Source organism: Olivibacter sp. SA151 (genome assembly GCF_054130995.1).
This window is the reverse complement of sequence record NZ_CP096391.1, coordinates 5,543,623-5,567,541: the sequence shown is the minus strand read 5'-3', so window position 1 is coordinate 5,567,541 and position 23,919 is coordinate 5,543,623. Positions and strand designations below refer to the sequence as shown.

Genomic DNA, 23,919 nt, shown 5'->3' with positions numbered 1-23,919 from the left:
TCATGGCAGGAAGTAAATTATCTCGCAGAGAGCGAATTAAAAAAGGGATCAGAAAACACTTATCCGGTTCTGCAGAGCGTCCTCGTCTTTCTGTATATAGAAGCAATAAAGGAATCTATGCACAGGTTATCGATGATGTTACTGGTAAAACCTTAGTTTCCGCATCCTCTTCATCAAAAGATTTCAGTGCAAGTGGCACGAAATCTGAGCAGTCTAAAGCTGTCGGTAAATTAATTGCCGAGAAAGCTAAAGCAGCAGGAATTAACCAAGTAGTTTTTGACCGTAACGGGTATTTATACCACGGCCGCGTTAAGTCGTTGGCCGAAGGTGCTCGTGAAGGCGGTTTAGACTTTTAATTAAAACAGAGAGATGTCAGTAAATAATATTAAACGAGTAAAATCAAGCGAAATCGAACTAAAAGACCGTTTGGTTAGTATTCAACGTGTTGCTAAAGTGACTAAAGGTGGTCGTACGTTTAGTTTCTCGGCTATTGTGGTAGTAGGGGATGAGAACGGTGTAGTAGGTTATGGTTTAGGTAAAGCGAAAGAGGTTACCGAAGCCATCGCCAAAGGTGTTGATGACGCTAAAAAGAACTTGGTCAAAGTTCCTGTAATCAAAGGAACAGTTCCTCATGCGCAATTGGGTAAATATTCCGGTGGTTCCGTTTTGATTAAGCCAGCGGTTCACGGTACAGGAGTACTAGCAGGCGGTGCGATGCGTGCCGTTTTGGAAAGTGCCGGTATCACCGACGTATTGGCAAAATCAACCGGTTCTTCAAACCCTCATAACGTGGTGAAAGCGACAATCGATGCGTTGACAAAAATGCGTGATGCTTATACAGTAGCTCAAAACCGCGGTGTTGATCTAAATAAAGTATTTAATGGATAAGCAAATGGCGAAGATAAAAATCACACAGATTAAAAGCGTAATCGACAGAAGCGAGCGCCAGAAAAGAACCATGCAGGCTCTTGGTTTAACCAAGATCAATAAGTCTGTAGAGGTTGAGGCTACCCCAGCGATTATTGGGATGGTTAGAAAAGTTAACCATTTAGTTGCCGTTGAGAGTTTATAATTTAAAATTATTTTTATAGATTGTCGTCCTTTTCCCTTTTGGTGGAAAGGATGACAATTTTTAGGTAATTTTATCGTTTTAACCGTTCTCCCTGATTAGTGAAAGCGAAGGGAAACATAGAAGTTTGTATTAATCATGAACTTATCAAATTTAAAACCTGCTGCAGGTTCAGTTAAGAGTAGAAAACGTATTGGTCGTGGTACAGGTTCAGGCCGTGGTGGAACATCAACACGTGGACATAAAGGTGCCGGGTCACGTTCCGGAACCAGTACAAAAATCGGGTTTGAAGGTGGGCAAATGCCGCTTCAACGTAGGCTTCCTAAAGTTGGTTTTAAGAATCCTAACCGTGTAGAATATATAGGTATCAACCTAGATGTATTGCAAGGTTTGGCAGAGAAGTATAATTTAACAAGTATTGATTTTGAGTCGCTGAGAGAACACGGCTTGGTATCGAAAAAAGACCTTGTTAAAATACTCGGCCGCGGGGAACTTAAAGCAAAATTAGAAGTTAAAGCACATGCATTCTCTGCTACTGCGCAAAAGCAAATTGAAGCTGCAGGCGGTTCGATCGTAAAACTTTAATTAAATGAAGAAGCTAATCACAACCTTAACCAATATATGGAAGATCGAAGACTTAAGAACGCGTATTTTAAATACGCTTCTATTTCTTTTGATTTACCGTGTAGGTTCTCATATCGTATTACCCGGTGTTAATCCGCAGTCGCTCCACCAGGAAGCGAAGGATGGTATATTGGGTTTACTTAATATGTTTGCCGGTGGGTCTTTCTCCCGTTCGGCAATATTTGCGTTAGGGGTAATGCCTTACATCTCTGCATCCATCGTGGTGCAGCTCTTAGGTATTGCCGTTCCGTATTTTCAGAAACTACAAAAAGAAGGCGAAAGTGGACGGAAGAAGATGACACAGATAACCCGTTACTTGACCCTTGCTATTACCCTTGTTCAAGCCGTAGCTTATTTAAGGTCGCAGATTAGCCCGGAAGCCAAAACGATGGATGAACCGTTCTTTACGCTTGTTGGTACCTTCATTTTAACCGCAGGAACCATGTTTGTGATGTGGTTAGGGGAGAAGATTACTGATAAAGGTATCGGGAACGGTATTTCTTTGATCATCATGGTGGGTATCATTGCACAATTGCCGAGCGGTATGTTGAGTGAATGGGCTTCACGCATGGATGGTCATGGTGGCTTAATTCCCTTCATTGTTGAGATAGCAGCTTTGTTCTTTGTGGTGGTGTTTACGATCCTTATCGTACAAGGTGTCCGTAAGATCCCGGTACAGTACGCCAAGAAAATTGTTGGTAACAAGCAATACGGGGGGGTACGGCAATACATACCATTAAAAGTGAACTCAGCCGGTGTAATGCCCATCATCTTTGCGCAAGCAATTATGTTTATACCCACTACGTTGGCCCAATTTTTTCCGAATCTTCAATCATCGTTTTTGACTTCATTGAGTAACTTTACTTCCGTAGCGTATAATGTAACGTTTGCGATTTTAATTATTGCCTTTACGTTTTTCTATACAGCTATTATGGTGAACCCTCAGCAGATGTCGGATGACATGAAGAAAAATGGAGGTTTCATTCCAGGGGTAAAACCCGGTTTGGCTACCAGTGGTTATATTGATAGTGTCATATCCAAAATCACATTGCCGGGATCGATTTTCTTAGCAATCATTGCAATATTGCCCGCGATTGCTAGTTTATTAGGCGTTAACAGTCAATTTGCACATTTTTACGGAGGTACCTCTTTACTGATTTTAGTAGGAGTAGTGCTTGATACACTTCAACAGATAGAAAGTCATTTGCTCATGCGCCACTATGACGGTTTGATGAAAACCGGTCGCGTTAAGGGTCGTACTGCTGTAGCAAGTGGTGTAGCAGATCCAACAATATAGAGGCGAGCATGTCGAAATTGATTTATAAGTCAGACGAAGATATCGAACAGATCCGCAAAAGTGCCGATGTACTTTCCAGAACACTGGCGGAAATAGCAAAAGAAATAGAACCGGGAGTAAAAACCATTGACTTGGATAAATTAGCATTTACATTTATTCAGGACCATGGCGGAACTCCCGCTTTTCTCAACTATAACGGATTCCCCTATTCGCTTTGCATTTCAGTAAACGACCAGATTGTTCATGGTTTCCCCGGGAGTTATGAATTGAAAGAGGGAGATATCATCAGTGTCGATGGCGGTGTGGTTTTGAATGGTTACATCAGTGATTCAGCTTATACGTTTTCCGTGGGAGCCGTATCTACAGAGGTAGAGCAACTCTTGCGTGTAACGAAGGAGAGTTTGGATAAAGGCGTAGAACAGGCAGTTGTGGGAAAGCGGGTAGGCGATATTTCCTTTGCTGTACAGGAGCATGTGCGTACTTACGGCTATGGAATCGTAAAGGAGTTGGTTGGCCATGGGGTGGGGATCCACCTTCATGAGAAACCGGAAGTGCCAAATTATGGACAGCGCGGCAAGGGAACGAAGTTGGAGCGGGGAATGGTCATCGCGATCGAGCCTATGATCAATTTAGGGAAAGCCGGCGTTCGTTTTTGGGAGGATGGTTGGACCGTCAGTACAATTGATGAAAAACCATCGGCTCATTTTGAGCATACCGTAGCAGTAAGTAAAGGCAAAGCCGATGTTTTAACCACCTTTTCATACATTGAAGAAGTTTTAAACAAAAAAGGTTGATAATCAGCATTTTTATTTTTAACTTTGCATCCCTGTTTGTGCAGGGTTTATAAATACATAATAATCAATAACATATGGCTAAACAAGCCTCTATTGAACAAGACGGCGTCATTAAAGAAGCATTATCGAATGCTATGTTTCGTGTAGAGTTGGAAAATGGACACGAGATTATCGCACATATATCCGGCAAGATGCGGATGCATTACATTAAGATATTGCCGGGGGATAGGGTAAAGTTAGAGATGTCTCCTTACGATTTAACAAAAGGTAGAATAACATATCGGTATAAATAAGGAGAACAGAACAGGCAATTGATGCGCCCTTTGTTCGCTTGTGATCTGTAGGTTTTAAACGATTGTTCTCGGTGAACATAATAAATACGGCATCGAAAGAAAGATTCCGTCAACAAAACGAATAATAACGAATAATTATAAGAGATGAAAGTTAGAGCATCTATCAAAAAACGTAGCGCTGATTGTAAAATCATCCGCCGTAAAGGAAAAGTATTTGTAATTAACAAAAAGAATCCTAAGTTTAAACAACGTCAGGGATAACATTTAGAGGTAAATAGGTGTGAGGAAAAAGGCAAAAGGTTTTCTTTATTGCTTAGACCTTAAACCTTAAGCCTTTTAACCGTAATAATAAATATGGCAAGGATAGCAGGTATAGATTTACCAAGAAACAAAAGAGGAGTAATCGGACTTACTTATATCTATGGTATCGGTCTTTCAACCGCAAAGAGCATTTTAGCTGAAGCGGGTATTGATGAGGATACAAAGGTACAGGAATGGACTGATGATCAGTTAACAGCAATTCGTACAATCATCAACGATCGTGTAAAAGTAGAAGGTGCTTTGCGTTCGGAGGTACAGCTAAACATTAAGCGTTTAATGGATATCGGCTGTTACCGTGGTTTACGTCATCGTAAGGGTTTACCACTTCGTGGGCAACGTACAAAGAACAACTCACGTACCCGTAAAGGAAAGCGTAAGACTGTTGCTAACAAGAAAAAAGCTACTAAATAATAATTGATACAATACAATGGCTAAAAGTAAAAAAGTAACCAAGAAGCGTATTGTGGTGATTGAACCTGTTGGTCAGGCTCATATCAATGCAACCTTTAACAATATCATTGTAACACTTACCAACAACCAAGGTCAAACAATTTCTTGGTCGTCTGCCGGTAAAATGGGCTTCAAAGGTTCGAAAAAGAACACCCCTTATGCTGCCTCACAGGCTGCTAGCGATTGTGGTAAAGTTGCGCATGATTTAGGCTTGCGTAAAGTTGAAGTTTTTGTAAAAGGACCAGGTGCCGGACGTGAGTCTGCCATTCGTACTTTACAAACTCAGGGTATTGAGGTGACTTCAATAAAAGATATTACCCCACTTCCGCACAATGGTTGTCGTCCACCAAAAAGGAGAAGAGTTTAATTAACGGATTTTTAAAGCTAAGATTCTCTAGCCTTGGGTTAGATGATACTTTAAAAGAGAAAAAAAATGGCAAGATATACCGGACCTAAGTCCAAAATAGCCCGTAAATTCAGAGAACCGATTTTTGGTCCTGATAAAGCATTAGAGCGTAAAAATTACCCTCCGGGTATGCACGGAGTTTCAAAACGCCGTGGTAAACAGTCTGAATACGCTATTCAGCTGCAAGAAAAACAAAAAGCAAAATATACCTATGGTGTATTAGAGCGTCAGTTCGCTAACCTTTTCGATAAAGCTGCTTCAAAAGAAGGCATTACAGGGGAGAACTTGCTCAAATTCTTAGAGGCTCGTTTAGATAATACGGTCTTTCGTTTAGGTATTGCACCTACACGTGCCGGAGCCCGTCAATTAGTAGGACACAAACATATCACCGTAAACGGTCAGGTAGTCAACATTCCTTCATACAGCGTACGCCCCGGCGATGTTATCGCTGTTAGAGAGCGTTCTAAAACGTTGGAAGCTGTTGCGAATTCCGTTGCCGGTAGAAAACAAAATAAATATAGCTGGTTAGAATGGGATGCTAACGGACTTACAGGTAAGTTCTTGAATTATCCTAACCGCGATGAGATTCCTGAAAATATCAAGGAACAGCTAATCGTTGAGTTGTATTCTAAATAGTTTATACAGCAAACCAGTATCCGGTTCATTTCGGGTACTTGTTTGCTTGCAATCATTTCAATCAAACAATTAATTAGAAATAAATGGCAATCTTAGCATTTCAGAAACCGGATAAAGTTATTATGCAAAAATCCACGGATTTTGACGGAACGTTTGAATTTCGACCGTTAGAGCCGGGTTTCGGTGTAACCATAGGTAATGCTCTACGCCGTATTTTGTTATCTTCATTAGAAGGTTATGCAATTACTTCTGTTCGTTTCTCCGGTGTCTCACATGAATTTTCTACCATCACTGGGGTAGTAGAGGATGTGACTGAGATTATCCTGAATCTTAAACAGGTACGTTTTAAGAAAACAGGAGAATCAGGAGATTCAGAAAAGATTTTTGTTGTAATCAACGGTCAAGATCAATTTAAAGCTGGAGATATTACCAGTCATTCTAACAACTTTACTGTACTCAATCCTGACTTGGTTATTTGTAATATGGAGAGCTCTGTAACTTTGGAAGTAGAGTTAACCGTAAACAAAGGCCGTGGTTATGTCAATGCTGAAGAGAATAAAGTTGCCGATGCAGCAGTAGGGGTTATCGCAATTGACTCTATCTATACACCGATCAAGAATGTGAAATATACGATCGAGAACTTCCGTGTAGAGCAGAAAACAGATTACGAGAAGCTTTTATTGGATATTTCTACTGATGGTTCAATCCATCCGGAAGATGCATTGAAAGAAGCTGCTAAAATCTTAATTCATCACTTTATGTTATTCTCGGATGAGAACATTCTATTGGAATCTCAAACGAAGGAGGAGACAAAAGAGGTGGATGAGGAAATCTTGCATATGCGTAAGATCTTGAAAACTGAATTGGTTGACTTAGATCTTTCTGTACGTGCATTAAATTGTTTAAAAGCTGCTGACATCCGTAGCTTAGCCGAGTTGGTTTCTTATGATGTAGCTGATATGCTTAAGTTTAGAAACTTCGGTAAAAAATCTCTTACAGAGATTCAAGAACTTGTAAAATCTAAAGGTTTGTCCTTCGGTATGAATTTGTCGAAATACAAACTGGATGAAGAATAAATAGGAATAATTAAGCGACCTGTTGCATAATTCCTCTTGTGAAGTAAAAAGTAAAAGCTTGCCTCCGGTAGGACGGTAAAAATTAAAAAGGTACGCTTTGTGCCGGATGAAAGATGAGCTGTAATGGTTTTTTAATTTTGGCTTTTGACTTTTGAATTAAGAACGGTATGCACAAAACAAAGAACAATGAGACACGGAAAAAAAATTAATCACTTAGGCCGCACAGCTAGCCATCGTAAGGCCCTATTGTCTAACATGGCCGTATCGCTTATCAAACATAAGCGCATCGTAACTACCTTAGCAAAAGCAAAGGCGCTTCGTACATATGTAGAGCCTTTGATCACTAAATCAAAGAGCGATACTACGCATTCTCGTCGTACTGTATTCAGCTACGTAAAAGACAAAGAAGCAGTAACCATCCTGTTCCGCGAGATTTCCGAGAAAGTGGCTAATCGTCCGGGTGGTTATACACGTATTATCAAGTTGGCAAACCGTCCAGGCGACAATGCAGAAGTAGCATTGATCGAATTGGTCGACTACAACGAAGTATACGCTACCGGTGGTGCGAAGGTTGAGAAGAAATCGACTCGTCGTCGTGGTGCAAAGAAAAAGGCATCGGCAAAGGCTGATGAGCAAGAAGTAGTAGCTACTGCTGAAGAAGCTGCTGCACCTGTTGAGGAAGCTCCTGCCGCAGAGGAAACTGCTGAAGAGGCTCCTAAACAGAAAAAAGCAAAGGCAAAAGCTGAACCGGAAGCTTCCGCTGAAGAAGCAAAGGATGCCGAGTAATTGCTTTATAGCATTGAATCATCGAAAATCCCCTTTTTAGGGGATTTTTTGTTTATCGCATATGCAAAATCAACCGGAAGCTTTTATAAAAAGGCAATTGTATGGAAAATCCCACATCGATCGAAACATTCATTTTTCAGTTGAAGTCGAGCCTACAGCAAGATAACTTTGTTAAATTGTCGCTCGGAAATTACCGGGGAGATGAGCATGAGTTAAAACAAATCCATGTAAGGCTCATCCTGGTGAAACGCGAACCCAAGTTAAACTTTACCCATCGCTTCCGTCGGCGCGACCTGGTTAAAAATTTGGATATTGAAACAGGTGTCGCCCAAGTTGAGGGCTACCTGAAGCATGGATTTTATGCTGCTACCTTATTTACTACAAATAATGACTTTTATTGGACGCGTAACCAAAGTGGGCAGGAGAGACTCCAGGTTAAAACGGCGTCTATTAAACAGCAGCCATCTTTGGCGCACGATAAAGAAAAGCATCGACTGATTAAGCCGGGGGCTAACAAAAGCTACTTGCACGAGCTAAGAATTACGGACGCCACCGGGCAAGTCTATAAAAATGCCCAAGATAAATTTAAACAAATTAATCACTATATAGAGCTATTGCGTCCTTTGATTCAGGATATAGGCAAGGAAAACCTGAAGAAAGTGGTGGATATGGGGTCGGGAAAAGGCTATTTGACCTTTGCACTCTATGACTACCTCCACAACGTGTTGGGATTGAAGGAAGTGGAAGTTACAGGTGTTGAATTTCGTGAAGATTTAGTAAGCCTGTGTAACCGCATTGCACAACAAGCTGCATTTCCTTTGTTAAAGTTTCAGCAAGGTGCCATTGTGGAGTATGATGAGCCAAACATGGATATGTTAGTGGCTTTACATGCCTGCGATACCGCGACGGATGATGCAATCTATCAAGGTATTAAGGCCGGCGCAAAGCTTATAGTCGTAGCGCCTTGCTGTCACAAACAAGTCAGACGGCAAATGGAAAGGGCTGTGATGACTGCCGAAATTCAACCTATTACGCGATTTGGCATCTTTTTAGAACGACAGGCTGAAATGTTGACAGATGCTTTAAGGACGTTATTCCTGGAGTATTACGGCTATAAAACCAAAGTGCTCGAATTTATATCCGATGCACACACACCAAAAAATGTGCTGATCGTGGCCAGTAAAACATCATCCATACCGGCAGAACGCCGAAAGCAGGTTCTATCGCAGATTAACCAAACAAAAGCTTTTTTTGGTTTGGAGAAACACTATTTGGAGTCTTTATTGCAATTGGAGAACTAATTGATACGCATTGTGATGCTGTTTACTAGGTTATCGAAAACTAAGTTGACCCTGCTTGCATCATTCAGTAGCTTTGTTGAAGAATAGCTTCACATAACGCTGCTATACTTTTTCGTATCATAAAAAGGAGCCTTCGCCTGAAAGGCAAGCGGGCTGACATTATGTCGTAAACGTGAACTTGGCACAGGCATTGATAATTTGTATTAGAAAACAGCAAATTGTAAATATAAACAAATAAGATATGTCTAAAATTATTGGAATTGACTTAGGTACTACCAACTCTTGCGTCGCTGTAATGGAAGGTAATGAGCCGGTAGTTATAGCAAACAATGAAGGTAAACGTACCACACCTTCTATCATAGGTTTTGTAGATAATGGTGAACGTAAGGTGGGAGATCCTGCTAAACGTCAGGCCATTACCAATCCTCAAAAGACTGTTTACTCCATTAAGCGTTTTATGGGTAGACGTTTTGATGAAGTGACCGAAGAAGCCGCCCGAGTACCTTATAAAGTAGTAAAAGGCGACAATAATACACCTCGCGTTGAAATTGGTGATCGGAAATACACACCACAAGAGCTTTCTGCCATGATTTTGCAGAAGATGAAAAAGACGGCAGAAGATTTTTTGGGTCAGGAGGTAACAGAAGCCGTTATTACCGTTCCAGCCTACTTTAACGATGCCGAACGCCAGGCTACTAAAGAAGCAGGCGAAATCGCCGGGTTAAATGTTAAACGTATCATTAATGAGCCTACAGCCGCTGCCTTAGCTTATGGTTTGGATAAGGCGCACAAGGACATGAAGATTGTTGTGTTCGACTGTGGTGGTGGTACGCATGACGTTTCCGTTCTTGAGTTAGGTGATGGTGTATTTGAAGTGAAATCTACAGACGGTGATACCCATCTAGGGGGGGACGACTTCGATCAAGTAATTATTGATTGGTTAGTCGAAGAATTTAAGAGCGATAATGGTGGATTGGATTTAAGTAAAGATGCCATGGCTTTGCAACGCTTGAAAGAAGCTGCAGAGAAAGCAAAGATCGAACTTTCCAGCACATCTTCTACCGAAATCAATTTACCATATATCACGGCTGATGCAACCGGGCCAAAGCACTTGGTGCGTAACTTAAGCCGTGCTAAATTCGAGTCTTTGGCTTCAGACTTAATCAAACGTACCATCGATCCTTGTAGATCAGCCTTGAAAAATGCCGGTCTTTCAACCAGTGAAATCGATGAAATTATTCTGGTAGGTGGTTCTACTCGTATTCCGGCTATACAAGAAGCAGTGAAGAGCTTCTTCGGTAAGGAGCCTTCTAAAGGGGTTAACCCGGATGAGGTGGTTGCTTTAGGGGCAGCTATTCAAGGCGGTGTATTAACTGGTGAAGTGAAAGATGTATTGCTATTAGACGTAACGCCTTTGTCATTGGGTATTGAAACCATGGGAGGTGTAATGACTAAGCTGATTGAAGCAAATACAACGATCCCAACTAAAAAATCGGAAGTGTTCTCCACGGCTTCGGATAACCAGCCCTCGGTAGAGATTCATATTTTGCAAGGTGAACGTCCTATGGCGGCACAGAACCGTACGATTGGTCGTTTCCACTTAGATGGAATTCCGGCAGCACCTCGTGGTGTGCCACAAATTGAAGTAACATTCGATATTGATGCAAACGGTATTTTACACGTATCCGCGAAAGATAAAGCAACCGGGAAAGAACAAAAAATCCGTATCGAAGCTTCTTCAGGCTTAAGTGATGAGGAAATCAAGAAAATGAAGGCCGATGCAGAAGCGAATGCTGACGCAGATAGAAAAGCCAAAGAAGAAGTGGATAAGCTAAATGCAGCAGATGCGCTTATTTTCTCCACAGAGAAACAGTTGAAAGAGTATGGCGATAAAATCAGTGCCGACAAGAAAGCACCGATCGAAAGCGGTTTGGCCAAATTAAAAGAGGCTTACGCTGCTAAAGATTTCGCGGCCTTGGAAACTGCGCAAACAGAATTGCAAGCATCTTGGAATGCAGCTTCTGAAGAAATGTACAAAGCTTCTCAGGAAGCCGGTGCTCAGGGTGCCCCTCAGGGAGAAGCACAACAGCCTGGCAATACCGGAGATGAAGTAACTGATGTAGATTTTGAGGAAGTAAAAGATGATGATAAAAAATAAGTTTTTTTTCAATTCTTAATAAAGAAGCCGCAATATTCATTGCGGCTTTTTTTATGTTCGATAATTGTGTTTCGCATGTTTTTATTAGTTCCTTTTTGGGAACAAACAAGTGTAGCGCTTTTTTGCATATTCAGACAAATTAGCTAAGTTTAGCCAATAAACTTTAGCTATGTTCAAGAATATTATCTTCGATTTCGGAGGCGTTTTAGTCGACTGGAACCCCAAGTATCTTTATAAAAAACTTTTTGCTGAGGAGGCAGCGATGGAGGAATTCCTGGGGAATATTTGTACATCCGACTGGAATGAGCAGCAAGATGAAGGCCGAACCCTCAAGGAAGGAACTGAGGCCCTTGTTCAATGTTTTCCGGAAAAAAAGGAGCTAATTGAAGCCTATTATGGCCGTTGGGAAGAGATGTTGGCAGGACCGATAGCAGGAACCGTTGCGATCTTGGAACAGTTGAAAAAATCCGGAAAACACAAATTGTTCGGACTCACGAATTGGTCGGCAGAAACATTCCCCATTGCTCTACGGCGATTTGACTTCTTTAGCCTTTTTGACGGCATCCTAGTTTCAGGTACCGAACGTTTAAGAAAGCCACATCCCGCCTTCTATCAGTTATTGCTGGATCGATATCATTTAATGGCGAATGAATGCCTTTTTATCGATGACAATATAAGAAACACAGATGCGGCCCGTCAATTCGGTATACAAAGTATTACTTTTGAAAACCCCGATCAGTTGAAAGAAGAACTGATTCGTTTACAGGTTTTATAACTAACGCCTTGCTTTACTGATCAGCCATACGATAATGGCAATGACGATGATAACTAAAAAGACGCCAACATACACGCCGCCTTTAAATACTCCGGCAATAAAGTCACAACTGCTAATGCTTGTGAGCAGGATAATTGCTGCCGGCCAAATGATATAATTGCTTCGACTCATAAAATCTTTTTTTATACAACCATCCGACAGGCAAAAAGTTTTGAGTAGGAAAATGCTTAAGTTTGTTGGATGGAGCAATATAAGAGAAAAATAGCACTAACAAATGCTCGTTTTTATGCTTACCATGGCTATTATCACGAAGAGCAGATGCTTGGAAACGAGTTTTTTTTAGATATCATTTGCTTTGTAAGCAACCCTACATTGAATACGGATGATAATTTGGTGAAAACGATCAATTACGAAGAGCTTTATCGCATTGCTAAAGAGGAGATGGCTCAACCGAAAAAACTGTTGGAAACGGTTGTGGATAACATACTCAATAGTATTAAGGTAAATTTCCATGAGGTAAATGAAATAGAGGTATCCCTAAGAAAAAGTAATCCGCCTTTCGGTGGAGATGCTGCAACTGCTGAAGTAAGTTTATACTGGCAATCGGGCACTTAAGGTTATAGCTTCGTAATATAAACCGAAATCGGGCTGACTTTTGACAGCCGAAAGCTGAACGCTAAAACATGTTGAATAAAATTACACCGGATATTCTGCAATTATTCAAGCAGGCGATAAACGAAGATCGTTTAGTGAGCGATCCCGCTGTATTGCAAGACTACGCGCATGACGAGACAGAAGATTTACACTATTCACCAGACCTTATTGCCCTACCGGAAACGGCAGAAGAGGTAGCTGCTCTGCTAAAAATCTGCCATGAGCACAGCATCCCTGTTACACCTCGGGGCGCCGGTACCGGGCTATCGGGCGGCTCCCTGGCTATTTATGGAGGCTTGATGATCGCGATGCAACGTATGAACAAGATTATAGCCATCGATGAAAGAAATTTGCAGGCGACTGTTGAACCCGGCGTTGTTACAGAAGAGTTAATCAATTTAGCTGCTACGAAGGACCTTCTGTACCCCGTTGATCCGGCCAGCAAAGGGTCTTGCTTCATCGGCGGGAACATTTCTCATGGCAGCGGCGGCCCGCGTGTTGTGAAATACGGAACAATCCGCGAATATGTACTCAATTTACAGGTGGCCCTCCCTACGGGAGAACTGATTTGGACAGGTGCAAACACCTTGAAATATGCGTCGGGCTATAACCTTACTCAACTATTTATCGGTTCAGAAGGCACCTTGGGTATTATTTGTAAAGCAGTGCTTAAATTAATTCCGAAACCTAAGCAAGACTTATTACTTTTCGCTTCCTTTGCATCCAATGAGGAAGCCTGCGAAGCAGTTGGTGCCATTTTTAGAAAAGGTATTATTCCATCCGCTGTAGAGTTTATGGAGCGAAGGGGCGTTGAATGGGTCATCTCTTACGATCAGGTTCAATTTAATCTTCTTCCGGAAATGGAAGCTTTCTTATTAATTGAGTTGGATGGAAATAGCCTCGACGAGCTGATGCTGCAATGTGAAGAGGTGAACGAAGTACTGGAAGAAAAAAACTGCTTGGATGTTTTGTTGGCAGACACGGCTAACCAGAAAGAAACCTTGTGGCGCCTACGTCGTACCATGCCTGTATCGGTGAAAGCCAATTCCATTTATAAAGAAGAAGATACGGTAGTTCCACGTGCAACGCTGCCCACCTTGATTAGAGGTATCAAAGCAATCGGCACACGCTATGGCTTTGAATCGATCTGTTACGGTCATGCGGGCGATGGCAATCTGCATGTTAATATCATCAAGGGAGAAATGACTGAGCACGACTGGCACCATAAGCTGAAGGAAGGAATCAAAGAAATATTCGACTTAACCATCGAGCTGGGCGGAACTATTTCCGGCGAACATGGTATCGGTTTGGTTCAAAAAGAATATATGCCCTTAAAGTATTCCGCCCTCCATTTAGACCTCATGCGCGGTATTAAAAAGGTGTTTGACCCGAAAGGCATCCTGAATCCGGGAAAGATATTTTAATGGTGTCCGGCAAGCGGAGCTCGGGCACACCCGTAAAGTACGGTGTTTATAGCTTAGATATAGTGAAAGCCAGCCAATGAGCAGATGCGATCGGTAGCTTTTTTCCTTTTGAATTTTTAATTTTGACTTTTGAACTTTTCGCACACATGAACAAAACCTTAATTTTAGCGACTATTTTGGCAGCAGGATCTGTAAAAGCACAGCAACCGCTCACGCCCGAACTATTATGGAAATTGGGACGGGTTAGCGCAGAGGCGGTAACGCCCGATAAGAAATATGCCATTTATGGCGTTACACACTACAATCTGGCGGAAAATAATAGTGAACGTAATCTTTATAAAATTCCGTTAAATGGTGGCAAGGCCTTGCAACTGACTAAAAGCCAAGGAGGTGAAACACTCGTCCATTTGGAACAAAACGGCAATATACTTTACTTAAGTAAGGGCCAATTGTGGCTTCTGGAATCGGGTAAAGAAGAACCTAAACAGCTGACGAAATTTGATGGGGAATTGAGTAATGTTAAAATTTCACCCAATGGACAGTATATCTTATTCTCTCAGGAAGTAGCCTTGCAAAAAGTGCAAAGCGCCGATAAGTATGAGGATCTTAAGAAATCCGATGCCTACATTTTCAATTCCTTGAATAATCGCCATTGGGACACTTGGTTTAATGGGAAGTTTTCCCACGTTTTTTATGCAAGCTATCAAAACGGCATAATTGGCGAGCCGGTTGACATCATGGCTGATGAGCCTTACTTCACCCCGCAACAACCATTCGGAGGTGCGGAAGATATGGTTTGGAGCCCCGACAGTAAGCAAATCATCTATGTTTGCAAAAAGAAATTCGGAACAGACTATGCACAAAGTACCAATACCGATCTCTATGCTTACGATATCGAGCGCAAACAAACCAAAAATCTAAGCGACGGAATGATGGGTTACGATGTAGCGCCGGCTTTTAGTAAGGATGCTAACTACCTGGCTTGGTTGAGCATGAAAGAAGATGGTTATGAATCGGATAAAAATGATCTAATTGTCCGCGATCTGAATACGTCAACAACCTATAACTTAACCAAGGATTGGGATGAGACGGTAGGTGGTTTCCTTTGGAGTGCAGACGGCTCCAAAATTTGGTTTACAGCGCCCACCGCAGGAACGATTCAACTTTTTGAAATCGCACTTTCAAAAGATTTAAGCAAAGTTGGCGCTAAACAGGTGAAACAATTAACCAAGGGCGATTATGATATCACTTCGGTAAATGGTGAAAGCGGTGACCTATTGCTTGTAAGTCGGACCGATATGAACCATGCAGCCGAACTCTACACATTTAACCGTAAATCTAAAGAACTGAAGCAATTGAGCCATGTAAACGATGAATTGAATGCTTCGATCGCCCAGAGCAGGGTGGCAGGTCGTACCACCAAAGCAACAGACGGAAAAGATCTCTTTTCGTGGGTCATTTACCCACCTGATTTTGACGCCAATAAGAAATATCCGACTTTGTTGTATTGTCAAGGCGGGCCACAGGCAGCTTTATCGCAATTCTACTCTTTCCGATGGAATATGCAGTTAATCGCCGCACAAGGCTATATTGTGGTAGCACCCAACAGGAGAGGAATGCCCGGACACGGTGTGGAATGGAATCGCTCTATTAGCGGCGATTGGGGAGGACAGCCTATTCGCGATTATTTAAGTGCCATTGATGATGTAGCCAAAGAGCCTTATGTCGACAAAAATCGATTGGGTGCAGTAGGTGCAAGCTACGGAGGCTATTCGGTATTTATGCTTGCAGGAGTACACCAAAATAGATTCAAAACCTTTATTGCACATGATGGCCTCTTCGATACACGCAGTTGGTATGGCACTACGGAAGAACTTTTCTTTGCCAACAAGGAACTGGGAGGCAACTATTGGCAGCAACCCATACCGAAAGCTTATACACAATTTAATCCGATAAGCTACGCAGATAAATGGGACACGCCTATATTAATTGTACAGGGCGGGAAGGATTTTCGTGTGGGCATCGAACAAGGTTTAGGAGCTTTCCAGTTGGCGCAGCTTAAAGGAATAAAAAGCAGATTACTTTATTTCCCCGAAGAGAACCATTGGGTATTGCAACCTCAGAATGCCATTGTATGGCAACGTGAATTCTTCACTTGGTTGAAGGAAACGCTTTAAGAGGTTGAAGGAACGAAAGGCCAAAGGTATAGGGTTATAAAGGTATAATTAAGCTTATGCCTTATGCCCTATACCTTACACCTCTACTAAAATAACTTAGCAGGATAAACTCCTTTTTCAACGAGCGTAGAAATACACTTTTGAACAATCGGTTTATCTTCTTTATAAGTAACACCGAACCACTCTTCAGCCGTTGGAATTACTTTAAAAGCCGCTTTGCCGGATTGGATTAGACTATCAGCTACTAAAGGAATAAAAAATTCTGCTTTCGGATTGTGCTGATTGGCTTCTACAAAATCGATAAAAAGCTTTTTCGTTTCTTCAAATACAGCCGGTGTAAAGCCCCAAAAGTTCATAGATACACGTGTATCGTTGGGGATTTCAGTCTCTACACCATTTTCCTCATAAAAAACTTTCTTTTCGCCGTTAACCTCTTTGAAGTACACTTGCGTGCGTTCATTAATGGCCGTCATATTTCCTTGACTGTTCACCGCACATACACCCCGTGAAACAGTACCATGGTCTGATAAGGTTTTATCAACCTGATAGCCCATCAACGAGAATGTTTCGTCCGACACCTCCGTAGTCAAAAATTTCGCCATTTTTTCGAAAGCATCATAACCGTAAAAATCATCCGCATTAATCACACAAAAAGGTTCGTTTATCTGATTGTGGGCCTCTAAAACAGCATGTGCCGTTCCCCAAGGTTTTGCTCTTTCAATATCTTTATCAATGCCATATTTTCGAAGATCCGTGCCTTGATAAACATAGTCAGTTTCTATTTTTCCCTTTAGTTTAGGTTCAAAAATAGCTTTAAATGGTTCGGCAAACTCTTCACGGATAATAAAGCTTACCTTTCCAAATCCCGCCTTGATCGCATCATAAATCGAATAATCAATGATCGTTTCCCCATTGGGACCAAAGGCATCGATTTGTTTCATACTTCCGTAACGGCTAGCCATACCTGCTGCTAAAATCAATAAGGTGGGTTTCATTCTTTTCTTTAATTTATTATTAGTTAACGTTGTTGTTTTTCTTTAGTTTTTTCTTTTTTTTCCGCCAATAAGCGACGCTATAATTGCAGTTCCGAGTTTGGTTAAAAACTTGATGCCCTCACGTCCGAGTGTCCGTGATGCGCTCTTAGCCATGGCCTCCATAGGTGTTTCTCTCGAGCTACTACCTGCCCCTTTTTTTTGTATCGGTTTTTCCTCTTCCGCTACGATTGTTTCCTTTTCATTTTCCTCCAATATATCAGCTGCACTTCGTGTGTTAACAGCCTCCTTGTATTTGCCATAAATGGCCGACTCATTTACCAGAGCATCGTAGCTAGCTTTATCCAAAGGCCCCATGACCGCTCTCGGCGGAATAAGGTGAGTCGCTACCACTTCCGTGGGGATTCCTTTGTCATTTAAGACCGTAATGATGGCCTGTCCGGTACCTAAACCGGTTAGGGTTTTGTCTATTTCGTAAAAGTCGGAATGCGGATAGGTTTTTGCTGTTTTGCGCAATGCTTCCGCATCATTCGGTGTGAACGCTCGTAAGGCATGCTGAACGCGATTTCCCAGTTGGCCCAATACGGTGTCAGGCACATCAGTAGCTGCTTGCGTGCAAAAAAATACACCTATTCCTTTTGATCGTATGAGGCGGATAATTTGCTCTATTTTACCCAAAAACGCTTTCGAAGCTCCATTGAAGAGAAGGTGTGCCTCATCAAAAAAGAAGATAAGCTTAGGTTTATCTAAGTCGCCTACTTCCGGCATCTGTTCAAACAATTGGGATAGTAAGCTTAACAGAAAAGTAGAAAATAAAAGCGGTTGACTTTGAATATCCGAAATATTCAGCAGACTGACGACCCCCTTCCCATCTACGCGTTCAAACAAATCGTTTAGGTCCAATGCAGGCTCTCCAAAAATGTGGCCAAGCCCTTGTTGCTCTATAGCCACGATTTTGCGTAAAATGGTAGTAGAGGTAGCACTGCTGATTTTTCCGTAGCTCTCCTTTATTTCGAGCGCACCATCTTCTGACGTTAAGTAATTTAATAATTTCTTTAGATCTTCCAGATCTATTACAGGGTAGGATTTGTCCGCCGCATACTTAAATAAAACGGAAAGAACGCCTGTCTGTGTATCATTCAACTCGAGAATCCGTCCCAATAAGATCGGTCCAAAATCACTGATCTTGACGCGCATCGGTGCACCAAGATCTCCCGAAAGCGAATAAAGCGCAATAGGAAAACCCGACGGCACAAAAGGCCTCCCGAGCGCTTGTCCCCGCTCTTCCAATGCCGCATTCGTTTTTCCGGGTTCATGTAAACCCGATAAATCGCCTTTTACATCGAGCATAAAAACAGGCACATTGGCATCCGATAATTGCTCAGCAATGAGCTGAAGTGTACGTGTCTTTCCGGTACCGGTCGCGCCCGCAATCAGGCCATGCCGATTCATCATCTTTAAAGCAAGATTTACCTCTGCTTGTGCTACAATGTTTCCATCCAGTATCCCGGCCCCAAGATAGATAAATTCGCCCTTCGGTTGATAGGAAGCGGTTATTTTTGCAATAAACTGGTTGATATCAGCCATATTTAATAATTTAAGCCGATGCAAATTACACAATTTTTATTGCTTACAAAATTGGCAATTTCGCCTTTGCAATTATTATTCCGTTTGTTTATCGGTTACTTTTCTATTCTTGACATATTTTTCAAGCCAACAATCCATTTCCCAGAATGTATGCATAATGGATTCCTTTGCTCGATAACCATGGAACTCCTTCGGGAGCAGTACTAAACGGACCGTTCCTCCATGGCCTTTAATGGCGTTGTAAAGTCTTTCACTTTGTATAGGGAAAGTTCCGGAATTTTCATCATCCAAGCCATGGGTCATCAATAAAGGTGTTTTTATTTTATTTGCATAGCTGAAAGGCGACATTTGGTAATACACCTCGGGAGCCTCCCAATAGGTCCTCGATTCATACTGAAAGCCGAAAGGTGTAAGGGTTCTATTATACGCACCACTTCGAGCTATTCCCGCAGCAAAAAGATTGGTATGGGCTAACAGATTTGCCGTCATAAAAGCTCCATAAGAGTGCCCTCCAACAGCAATTCTGTTTCGATCGGCAATACCCATATCCACAACATAATCAATTACGGCTTGCGCATTATCTTGAATTTGCTGGATAAAGGTATCATTGGGCTCTTCTTTGCCTTCACCCACAATAGGCATGTCGGTTTGATCCAAAATCGCATAGCCACGGGTTACCCAATAGACGGGCGATCGAAAAGCAAGCCGTGTAAAACGGTATGGAGAGCCTTTTACCTGTCCTGCTGCCTTTAAACTTTTAAACTCTTTAGGGTAAGCCCATATCAAAACCGGTAGCGGGCCTTGTTCCTTGGTATAACCCTTGGGTAAATACAAGGTTGCTGTTAGTTTAATGCCATCCTTACGCGGATAAGATAACTGCTGTTTACTAACTCCTTTGAGACTTGGATAAGGATCGGGAAAGGTAGTCAACGACATACCATTGCCATTTTTCAAATCTATCCGGTAAATGTTCGGTGCTTGTTCTACGGACTCGCGGGAAACATATACAACGCCTTTATTATTAAAAAATAAGGGCTCTTCATAATAGGGGGCCTTAGACTTAAAGAGGGTGTCCTTTCGATCGCTTAACAAACCCCACTTCATCAAAAAGGGACGATCGCCCTCCGGAGAAGATCCGACTCCTATACTGAAAGCCATAGGCTCTGCTTCTTTTTCGAATAACAGGACAGGTCTGTCGTAAGGCCCGTCAGCATGTACGAACTGGCCTGGATCGGTATAACTGTCCTCAGACGAGCGGTCGGCAATGACTTTAACGATCTTTCCCGTTTCCGGGTGGATCAGCGTCATCTTTTCTTTTCTATCTTTCCGCCACTCTTCTTTTAAAACAGCATACTGCTTATTGCCCCATTCAATCCCTTGATATCGCAAAGTGGTTGACGTCAATGCAACGGCCTCTCGATTAAAAGGTGCTTTCAAGGTAAAGACTACATCGCGGATGGCTTGTTCTTTGTTTGGGTCACCTCCATCCTGTGCTTCTACCCAGTATAAAGTGGCAGGTGCATCGGTCCGCCATCCAAACTCCCTAGCGCCACTAATGACAGCATCAAAGCCGGTTGGAAGATTTTCAGCTAAAGGAGATGTCGCCAATTTTTTCACTTCCTTTCCCCAAGCGGTATAAATAATATTTTCAAATGGGAAGGAATAAATAGGCACTAAATAAGAATACGGACGTATCACCTTTTGAGCAAGTATATATTTACCGTTGGGAGCATAAGCTAGGTCACGGTAAATTCCTGGAGCTAAGATCTTTTCCACTTCACCGTTTAGACTTACCAAGGCGGGTTGAGAAGTTAAGAAGTAATCCATAAGCGTCTCGTCGTAAGGATTCTTTAGCAGATTCTGATAAGTTCTGGATGGAGCCGTCAAGCCAATGTTCTCCTGAATAATCGGTCCATTGGGGACCAGGCTCTCCCGGGGTTGCGTACCTCTTGCATCTACAAGTAGTTGTACCAATAATTGATTACCCTCAGGAGCCCATTGTAAGGTCCGCCCATAGGCGTCATTTACATATCTTTCGGATATTCTTTTGGCCTGTAACTTTTCGATATCGACGAGCCACAGCTCTACTCCTTCTTTTGTTGCATTTGTGAAAGCAAGATACTGTTCATTCGGACTCCAAGTAATATTGCCAATCTTTGCCGACTTTGGTAAACCTTCCACCAGTTTTTCATTGGTTGAATTTACTTCTTGGATCGCCATCGATGTATAAGTAGTAGATACGGCTGAAGAATTATTCAATGGATTAATACGTAAACCTGCGAGGCCAAGAATGGGCTGGGAAACATCTTCAATGGATGGATAATCAGGCACGCGTAAAAGCAATAACTTGGTACCACTTTTATTAAACCGGACAACCGGTGTATTCGGTGCGTTCAAGAGCTCTTGAATACTGGCGGGTGGGCTTTGATAACCCTTTTGCTCCTGCGCTCGGGTGGATATAGTAGCAGCAAAAATTAAGAGGCTAAGTAGTGTTTTCTTCATGTATATTATTTTAATTAAAATACTGTTAAAATGGTCGATCGTGAGCCAATTATATTAGGTGATTAAAAATAGCTGCAATATGCCAATAATTGCCCGAAATACCTAACATGAGATATAAAAAACTGAGTATTCGCCGTTAAGAACGAAGTGCCATATGTGTAAATACGTTCTTTTAATTGCAAGGACCAATGTAAGTTGAACGGGAAATCCGGGCTTGTTTATCCATCGTTCTTTGATATGGCAAAAAATCAATACTTTTACGATAAAATAATTGGAAAAAAGAATAGAACAATCATCTAAATAAGAAAAAATATAATTCATGAAAGGTATTATTTTAGCAGGAGGATCAGGTACCCGTTTACATCCCTTAACACTGGCGGTAAGCAAGCAACTGATGCCTGTGTATGACAAACCGATGATTTACTACCCCTTATCAACACTGATGCTAGCGGGTATAAATGAGATTTTGATTATATCCACGCCACACGATTTGCCCAACTTTGAAAAATTGTTAGGCGATGGCTCGCAGATTGGTTGCAAGTTTTCTTATGCCGTTCAGGCGGAACCCAATGGCTTAGCGCAAGCCTTTGTTATAGGAGAAGAATTTATCGGTGAGGATAAGGTGGCGCTGATTTTGGGAGATAATATTTTTTATGGTGATGGCTTGTCTAAGTTGTTGCAACAGAGTGTTAATCCGGAAGGCGGCGTCGTTTTCGCTTATCCCGTGTCCGATCCCGAACGTTATGGTGTTGTTGAGTTCGATGAGGACAAGAATGTGCTATCGATCGAAGAAAAGCCAAAAGAACCCAAATCAAATTATGCCGTTCCGGGTATTTATTTCTACGATAACTCGGTCGTATCGATTGCCAAGAATATCGAGCCGTCTGCAAGGGGTGAGTATGAGATCACTGACGTGAATAAAAAATATTTAGAAGCGGGTCGTTTAAAAGTAGGGGTTTTCAGTCGTGGCACGGCCTGGTTGGACACGGGTACCATTCCTTCTTTAATGCAGGCAGGTCAATTCGTGCAAGTTATTGAGGAGCGCCAGGGCTTGAAAATAGGGTGCATCGAAGAAGTAGCCTATCGTATGAAATATATTAACGCCGATCAATTACGGACCATCGCTGAACCTTTGGTAAAGAGTGGTTATGGGGAATACCTATTGCGACTGGTGGGAGGGAAGTAGGTGAATCGATAAATAGCCAATTAGCCAATTTGATGATTAGCTAATGTGATGATTTACGTTAAGAGGTGTTTTACGTTTTCCGGTACGGCTAGCCAGTGAGCGGTTGGATCGCAAATTCAATTATTTCTATCACGTGAAAACAGCTGGAGGGAAGGATTCAAAAGACTAACAAAAAAAGGCTGGCGGTCGATAGCTGACAGCTGATTGCTATAAAAATGAAAACAGCATTAATAACAGGAATTACCGGACAGGACGGTGCATATTTAGCCGAATTTCTGCTAAAAAAGGGTTACCGTGTCCACGGTGTGAAGCGGAGAAGCTCGCTTTTTAACACAGATCGGATCGACCATCTTTATCAGGATCCCCATGAAGCGAATCCGAAATTTACTTTGCACTACGGCGACTTGACCGATTCAACGAATCTGATTCGTTTAGTGCAGGAAACCCAACCGGATGAAATTTACAACCTTGCAGCCCAAAGCCATGTAAAGGTCAGTTTTGATACCCCCGAATATACAGCCAATGCCGATGGTTTAGGTATGCTCCGCTTATTGGAAGCAGTCAGATTGTTAGGAATGACAGCGAAATGCCGTATCTACCAAGCTTCCACTTCTGAACTCTATGGGCTCGTACAAGCGGTACCTCAAAGTGAAACAACTCCGTTCTATCCCCGATCTCCTTACGCGGTAGCAAAATTGTATGCCTATTGGATAACGGTCAATTACCGTGAAGCCTATAAAATGTACGCATGTAATGGTATTCTATTTAATCATGAAAGCCCAATAAGGGGCGAAACTTTTGTGACGAGAAAGATTACCCGCGCTGTATCCAAGATTGCGTTAGGATTGCAAGACCGGTTATATTTAGGGAATCTCTCTGCGCAACGCGATTGGGGGCATGCTAAAGATTATATTGAAGCCATGTGGCTGATTCTCCAGCAGGAGCAGGCGGAGGATTATGTAATTGCGACAGGTGTTACGACTACCGTACGTGATTTTGTGCGAATGAGTTTTGCCCATGTAGGTATCGAAATTGAATTCAGTGGAAAGGATGAGCAGGAGAAGGGTGTTGTTATAGATGCAGATGAGCAAAGATTGACGGCGCTCGGAATAGACCCGGCTAACATCAAATTCGGTCAAACGGTTGTTAAAGTAGACCCTACTTATTTTAGACCAACGGAAGTCGATTTACTTATCGGCGATGCCACAAAAGCGCAGACTAAACTTGGATGGAAACCAAAATACAATCTCGAAAGCTTGGTAGCTGACATGATGGAGTCTGATCTACACCTCATGCGTAAAGAGGAATACCTTAAAAAGGGCGGCTTTAAAACGATGAATTACTTTGAGTAGCAGGGTATTTAAGGTATAAGGTTTAAGGTGTACGACCTGCACAACCTTCTAAACCTTAT

General features: G+C 42.1%; 25 protein-coding genes. 21 read left to right on the top strand and 4 right to left on the bottom strand.

Features of this window, described 5'->3' with window-relative positions; translation table 11 throughout:
* Window positions 1-2 precede the first annotated feature (2 nt).
* The 16 genes from rplR to M1D52_RS22575 all read left to right on the top strand — a co-directional run bounded on the left by rplR (window position 3) and on the right by M1D52_RS22575 (window position 11,986).
* Window positions 3-356 carry a 50S ribosomal protein L18 gene (rplR, locus tag M1D52_RS22650; RefSeq protein ID WP_437393649.1) on the top strand — a complete coding sequence of 118 codons (354 nt, stop codon included), beginning with the start codon at window positions 3-5 and terminating at the stop codon, window positions 354-356.
* Window positions 357-369: 13 nt separating this feature from the next.
* Window positions 370-888 carry a 30S ribosomal protein S5 gene (gene rpsE / locus M1D52_RS22645; RefSeq protein ID WP_013665018.1) on the top strand — a complete coding sequence of 173 codons (519 nt, stop codon included), beginning with the start codon at window positions 370-372 and terminating at the stop codon, window positions 886-888.
* 4 nt (window positions 889-892) lie between these two features.
* Window positions 893-1,072 carry a 50S ribosomal protein L30 gene (rpmD, locus tag M1D52_RS22640; protein ID WP_041388049.1) on the top strand — a complete coding sequence of 60 codons (180 nt, stop codon included), beginning with the start codon at window positions 893-895 and terminating at the stop codon, window positions 1,070-1,072.
* A gap of 135 nt (window positions 1,073-1,207) precedes the next feature.
* Window positions 1,208-1,654, top strand: a complete 447-nt coding sequence (gene rplO, locus M1D52_RS22635; RefSeq protein ID WP_013665020.1) for a 50S ribosomal protein L15 — start codon at window positions 1,208-1,210, stop codon at window positions 1,652-1,654.
* A gap of 4 nt (window positions 1,655-1,658) precedes the next feature.
* On the top strand, window positions 1,659-2,990 hold the full coding sequence (gene secY / locus M1D52_RS22630; RefSeq protein WP_437361765.1) for a preprotein translocase subunit SecY: 1,332 nt from the start codon (window positions 1,659-1,661) through the stop codon (window positions 2,988-2,990).
* Between the two features lie 8 nt (window positions 2,991-2,998).
* Entirely contained in the window at window positions 2,999-3,784 is a 786-nt protein-coding gene (map, locus tag M1D52_RS22625; RefSeq protein WP_437393648.1) for a type I methionyl aminopeptidase, read from the top strand.
* 74 nt (window positions 3,785-3,858) lie between these two features.
* A complete protein-coding gene (infA, locus tag M1D52_RS22620) occupies window positions 3,859-4,077 on the top strand; it encodes a translation initiation factor IF-1 (RefSeq protein ID WP_013665023.1) in 219 nt (72 codons plus the stop codon).
* 144 nt (window positions 4,078-4,221) lie between these two features.
* Complete coding sequence (gene ykgO, locus M1D52_RS22615) at window positions 4,222-4,338, top strand: type B 50S ribosomal protein L36 (protein WP_013665024.1); 117 nt, start codon at window positions 4,222-4,224, stop codon at window positions 4,336-4,338.
* A gap of 93 nt (window positions 4,339-4,431) precedes the next feature.
* A complete protein-coding gene (gene rpsM / locus M1D52_RS22610) occupies window positions 4,432-4,809 on the top strand; it encodes a 30S ribosomal protein S13 (protein ID WP_130854402.1) in 378 nt (125 codons plus the stop codon).
* Window positions 4,810-4,825: 16 nt separating this feature from the next.
* On the top strand, window positions 4,826-5,215 hold the full coding sequence (gene rpsK, locus M1D52_RS22605; RefSeq protein WP_013665026.1) for a 30S ribosomal protein S11: 390 nt from the start codon (window positions 4,826-4,828) through the stop codon (window positions 5,213-5,215).
* Between the two features lie 66 nt (window positions 5,216-5,281).
* Entirely contained in the window at window positions 5,282-5,890 is a 609-nt protein-coding gene (gene rpsD, locus M1D52_RS22600) for a 30S ribosomal protein S4 (RefSeq protein WP_130854401.1), read from the top strand.
* An 83-nt stretch (window positions 5,891-5,973) separates the two neighbouring features.
* Entirely contained in the window at window positions 5,974-6,966 is a 993-nt protein-coding gene (locus tag M1D52_RS22595; protein WP_013665028.1) for a DNA-directed RNA polymerase subunit alpha, read from the top strand.
* A 186-nt stretch (window positions 6,967-7,152) separates the two neighbouring features.
* Window positions 7,153-7,752, top strand: coding sequence for a 50S ribosomal protein L17 (gene rplQ, locus M1D52_RS22590; RefSeq protein WP_013665029.1), 600 nt, complete (start codon window positions 7,153-7,155; stop codon window positions 7,750-7,752).
* A gap of 101 nt (window positions 7,753-7,853) precedes the next feature.
* The gene (locus M1D52_RS22585; protein WP_437393647.1) at window positions 7,854-9,053 is read left to right on the top strand and encodes a class I SAM-dependent methyltransferase; all 1,200 of its coding nucleotides are present in this window, start codon (window positions 7,854-7,856) and stop codon (window positions 9,051-9,053) included.
* 241 nt (window positions 9,054-9,294) lie between these two features.
* Window positions 9,295-11,211 carry a molecular chaperone DnaK gene (gene dnaK / locus M1D52_RS22580; protein WP_013665031.1) on the top strand — a complete coding sequence of 639 codons (1,917 nt, stop codon included), beginning with the start codon at window positions 9,295-9,297 and terminating at the stop codon, window positions 11,209-11,211.
* 169 nt (window positions 11,212-11,380) lie between these two features.
* The gene (locus M1D52_RS22575; protein ID WP_013665032.1) at window positions 11,381-11,986 is read left to right on the top strand and encodes an HAD family hydrolase; all 606 of its coding nucleotides are present in this window, start codon (window positions 11,381-11,383) and stop codon (window positions 11,984-11,986) included.
* Here M1D52_RS22575 and M1D52_RS22570 read toward each other — a convergent pair whose 3' ends face one another.
* Entirely contained in the window at window positions 11,987-12,157 is a 171-nt protein-coding gene (locus M1D52_RS22570) for a hypothetical protein (RefSeq protein ID WP_013665033.1), read from the bottom strand. It abuts the gene before it with no gap.
* A gap of 69 nt (window positions 12,158-12,226) precedes the next feature.
* On the opposite strand from M1D52_RS22570, the gene folB reads away from it, so the two are divergent.
* The 3 genes from folB (at window position 12,227) to M1D52_RS22555 (ending at window position 16,241) form a co-directional block, all read left to right on the top strand.
* Window positions 12,227-12,601 carry a dihydroneopterin aldolase gene (folB, locus tag M1D52_RS22565; protein ID WP_130854398.1) on the top strand — a complete coding sequence of 125 codons (375 nt, stop codon included), beginning with the start codon at window positions 12,227-12,229 and terminating at the stop codon, window positions 12,599-12,601.
* A gap of 68 nt (window positions 12,602-12,669) precedes the next feature.
* Window positions 12,670-14,064, top strand: coding sequence for an FAD-binding oxidoreductase (locus M1D52_RS22560; protein ID WP_437393646.1), 1,395 nt, complete (start codon window positions 12,670-12,672; stop codon window positions 14,062-14,064).
* Window positions 14,065-14,210: 146 nt separating this feature from the next.
* Window positions 14,211-16,241 carry a S9 family peptidase gene (locus M1D52_RS22555; protein ID WP_437393645.1) on the top strand — a complete coding sequence of 677 codons (2,031 nt, stop codon included), beginning with the start codon at window positions 14,211-14,213 and terminating at the stop codon, window positions 16,239-16,241.
* Window positions 16,242-16,327: 86 nt separating this feature from the next.
* Here M1D52_RS22555 and M1D52_RS22550 read toward each other — a convergent pair whose 3' ends face one another.
* The 3 genes from M1D52_RS22550 to M1D52_RS22540 form a co-directional block, all read right to left on the bottom strand.
* Window positions 16,328-17,236 carry a nucleotidyltransferase family protein gene (locus M1D52_RS22550; RefSeq protein ID WP_013665037.1) on the bottom strand — a complete coding sequence of 303 codons (909 nt, stop codon included), beginning with the start codon at window positions 17,234-17,236 and terminating at the stop codon, window positions 16,328-16,330.
* Window positions 17,237-17,278: 42 nt separating this feature from the next.
* Entirely contained in the window at window positions 17,279-18,820 is a 1,542-nt protein-coding gene (locus tag M1D52_RS22545) for a helicase HerA-like domain-containing protein (protein WP_437361785.1), read from the bottom strand.
* 75 nt (window positions 18,821-18,895) lie between these two features.
* A complete protein-coding gene (locus M1D52_RS22540; protein WP_437393644.1) occupies window positions 18,896-21,322 on the bottom strand; it encodes an alpha/beta hydrolase family protein in 2,427 nt (808 codons plus the stop codon).
* A gap of 319 nt (window positions 21,323-21,641) precedes the next feature.
* Here M1D52_RS22540 and rfbA point away from each other — a divergent pair, with 319 nt between their 5' ends.
* Both rfbA and gmd read left to right on the top strand, forming a co-directional pair.
* Complete coding sequence (rfbA, locus tag M1D52_RS22535) at window positions 21,642-22,508, top strand: glucose-1-phosphate thymidylyltransferase RfbA (RefSeq protein ID WP_149105192.1); 867 nt, start codon at window positions 21,642-21,644, stop codon at window positions 22,506-22,508.
* Window positions 22,509-22,723: 215 nt separating this feature from the next.
* Window positions 22,724-23,860 carry a GDP-mannose 4,6-dehydratase gene (gene gmd / locus M1D52_RS22530; protein ID WP_377613281.1) on the top strand — a complete coding sequence of 379 codons (1,137 nt, stop codon included), beginning with the start codon at window positions 22,724-22,726 and terminating at the stop codon, window positions 23,858-23,860.
* Window positions 23,861-23,919 lie beyond the last annotated feature (59 nt).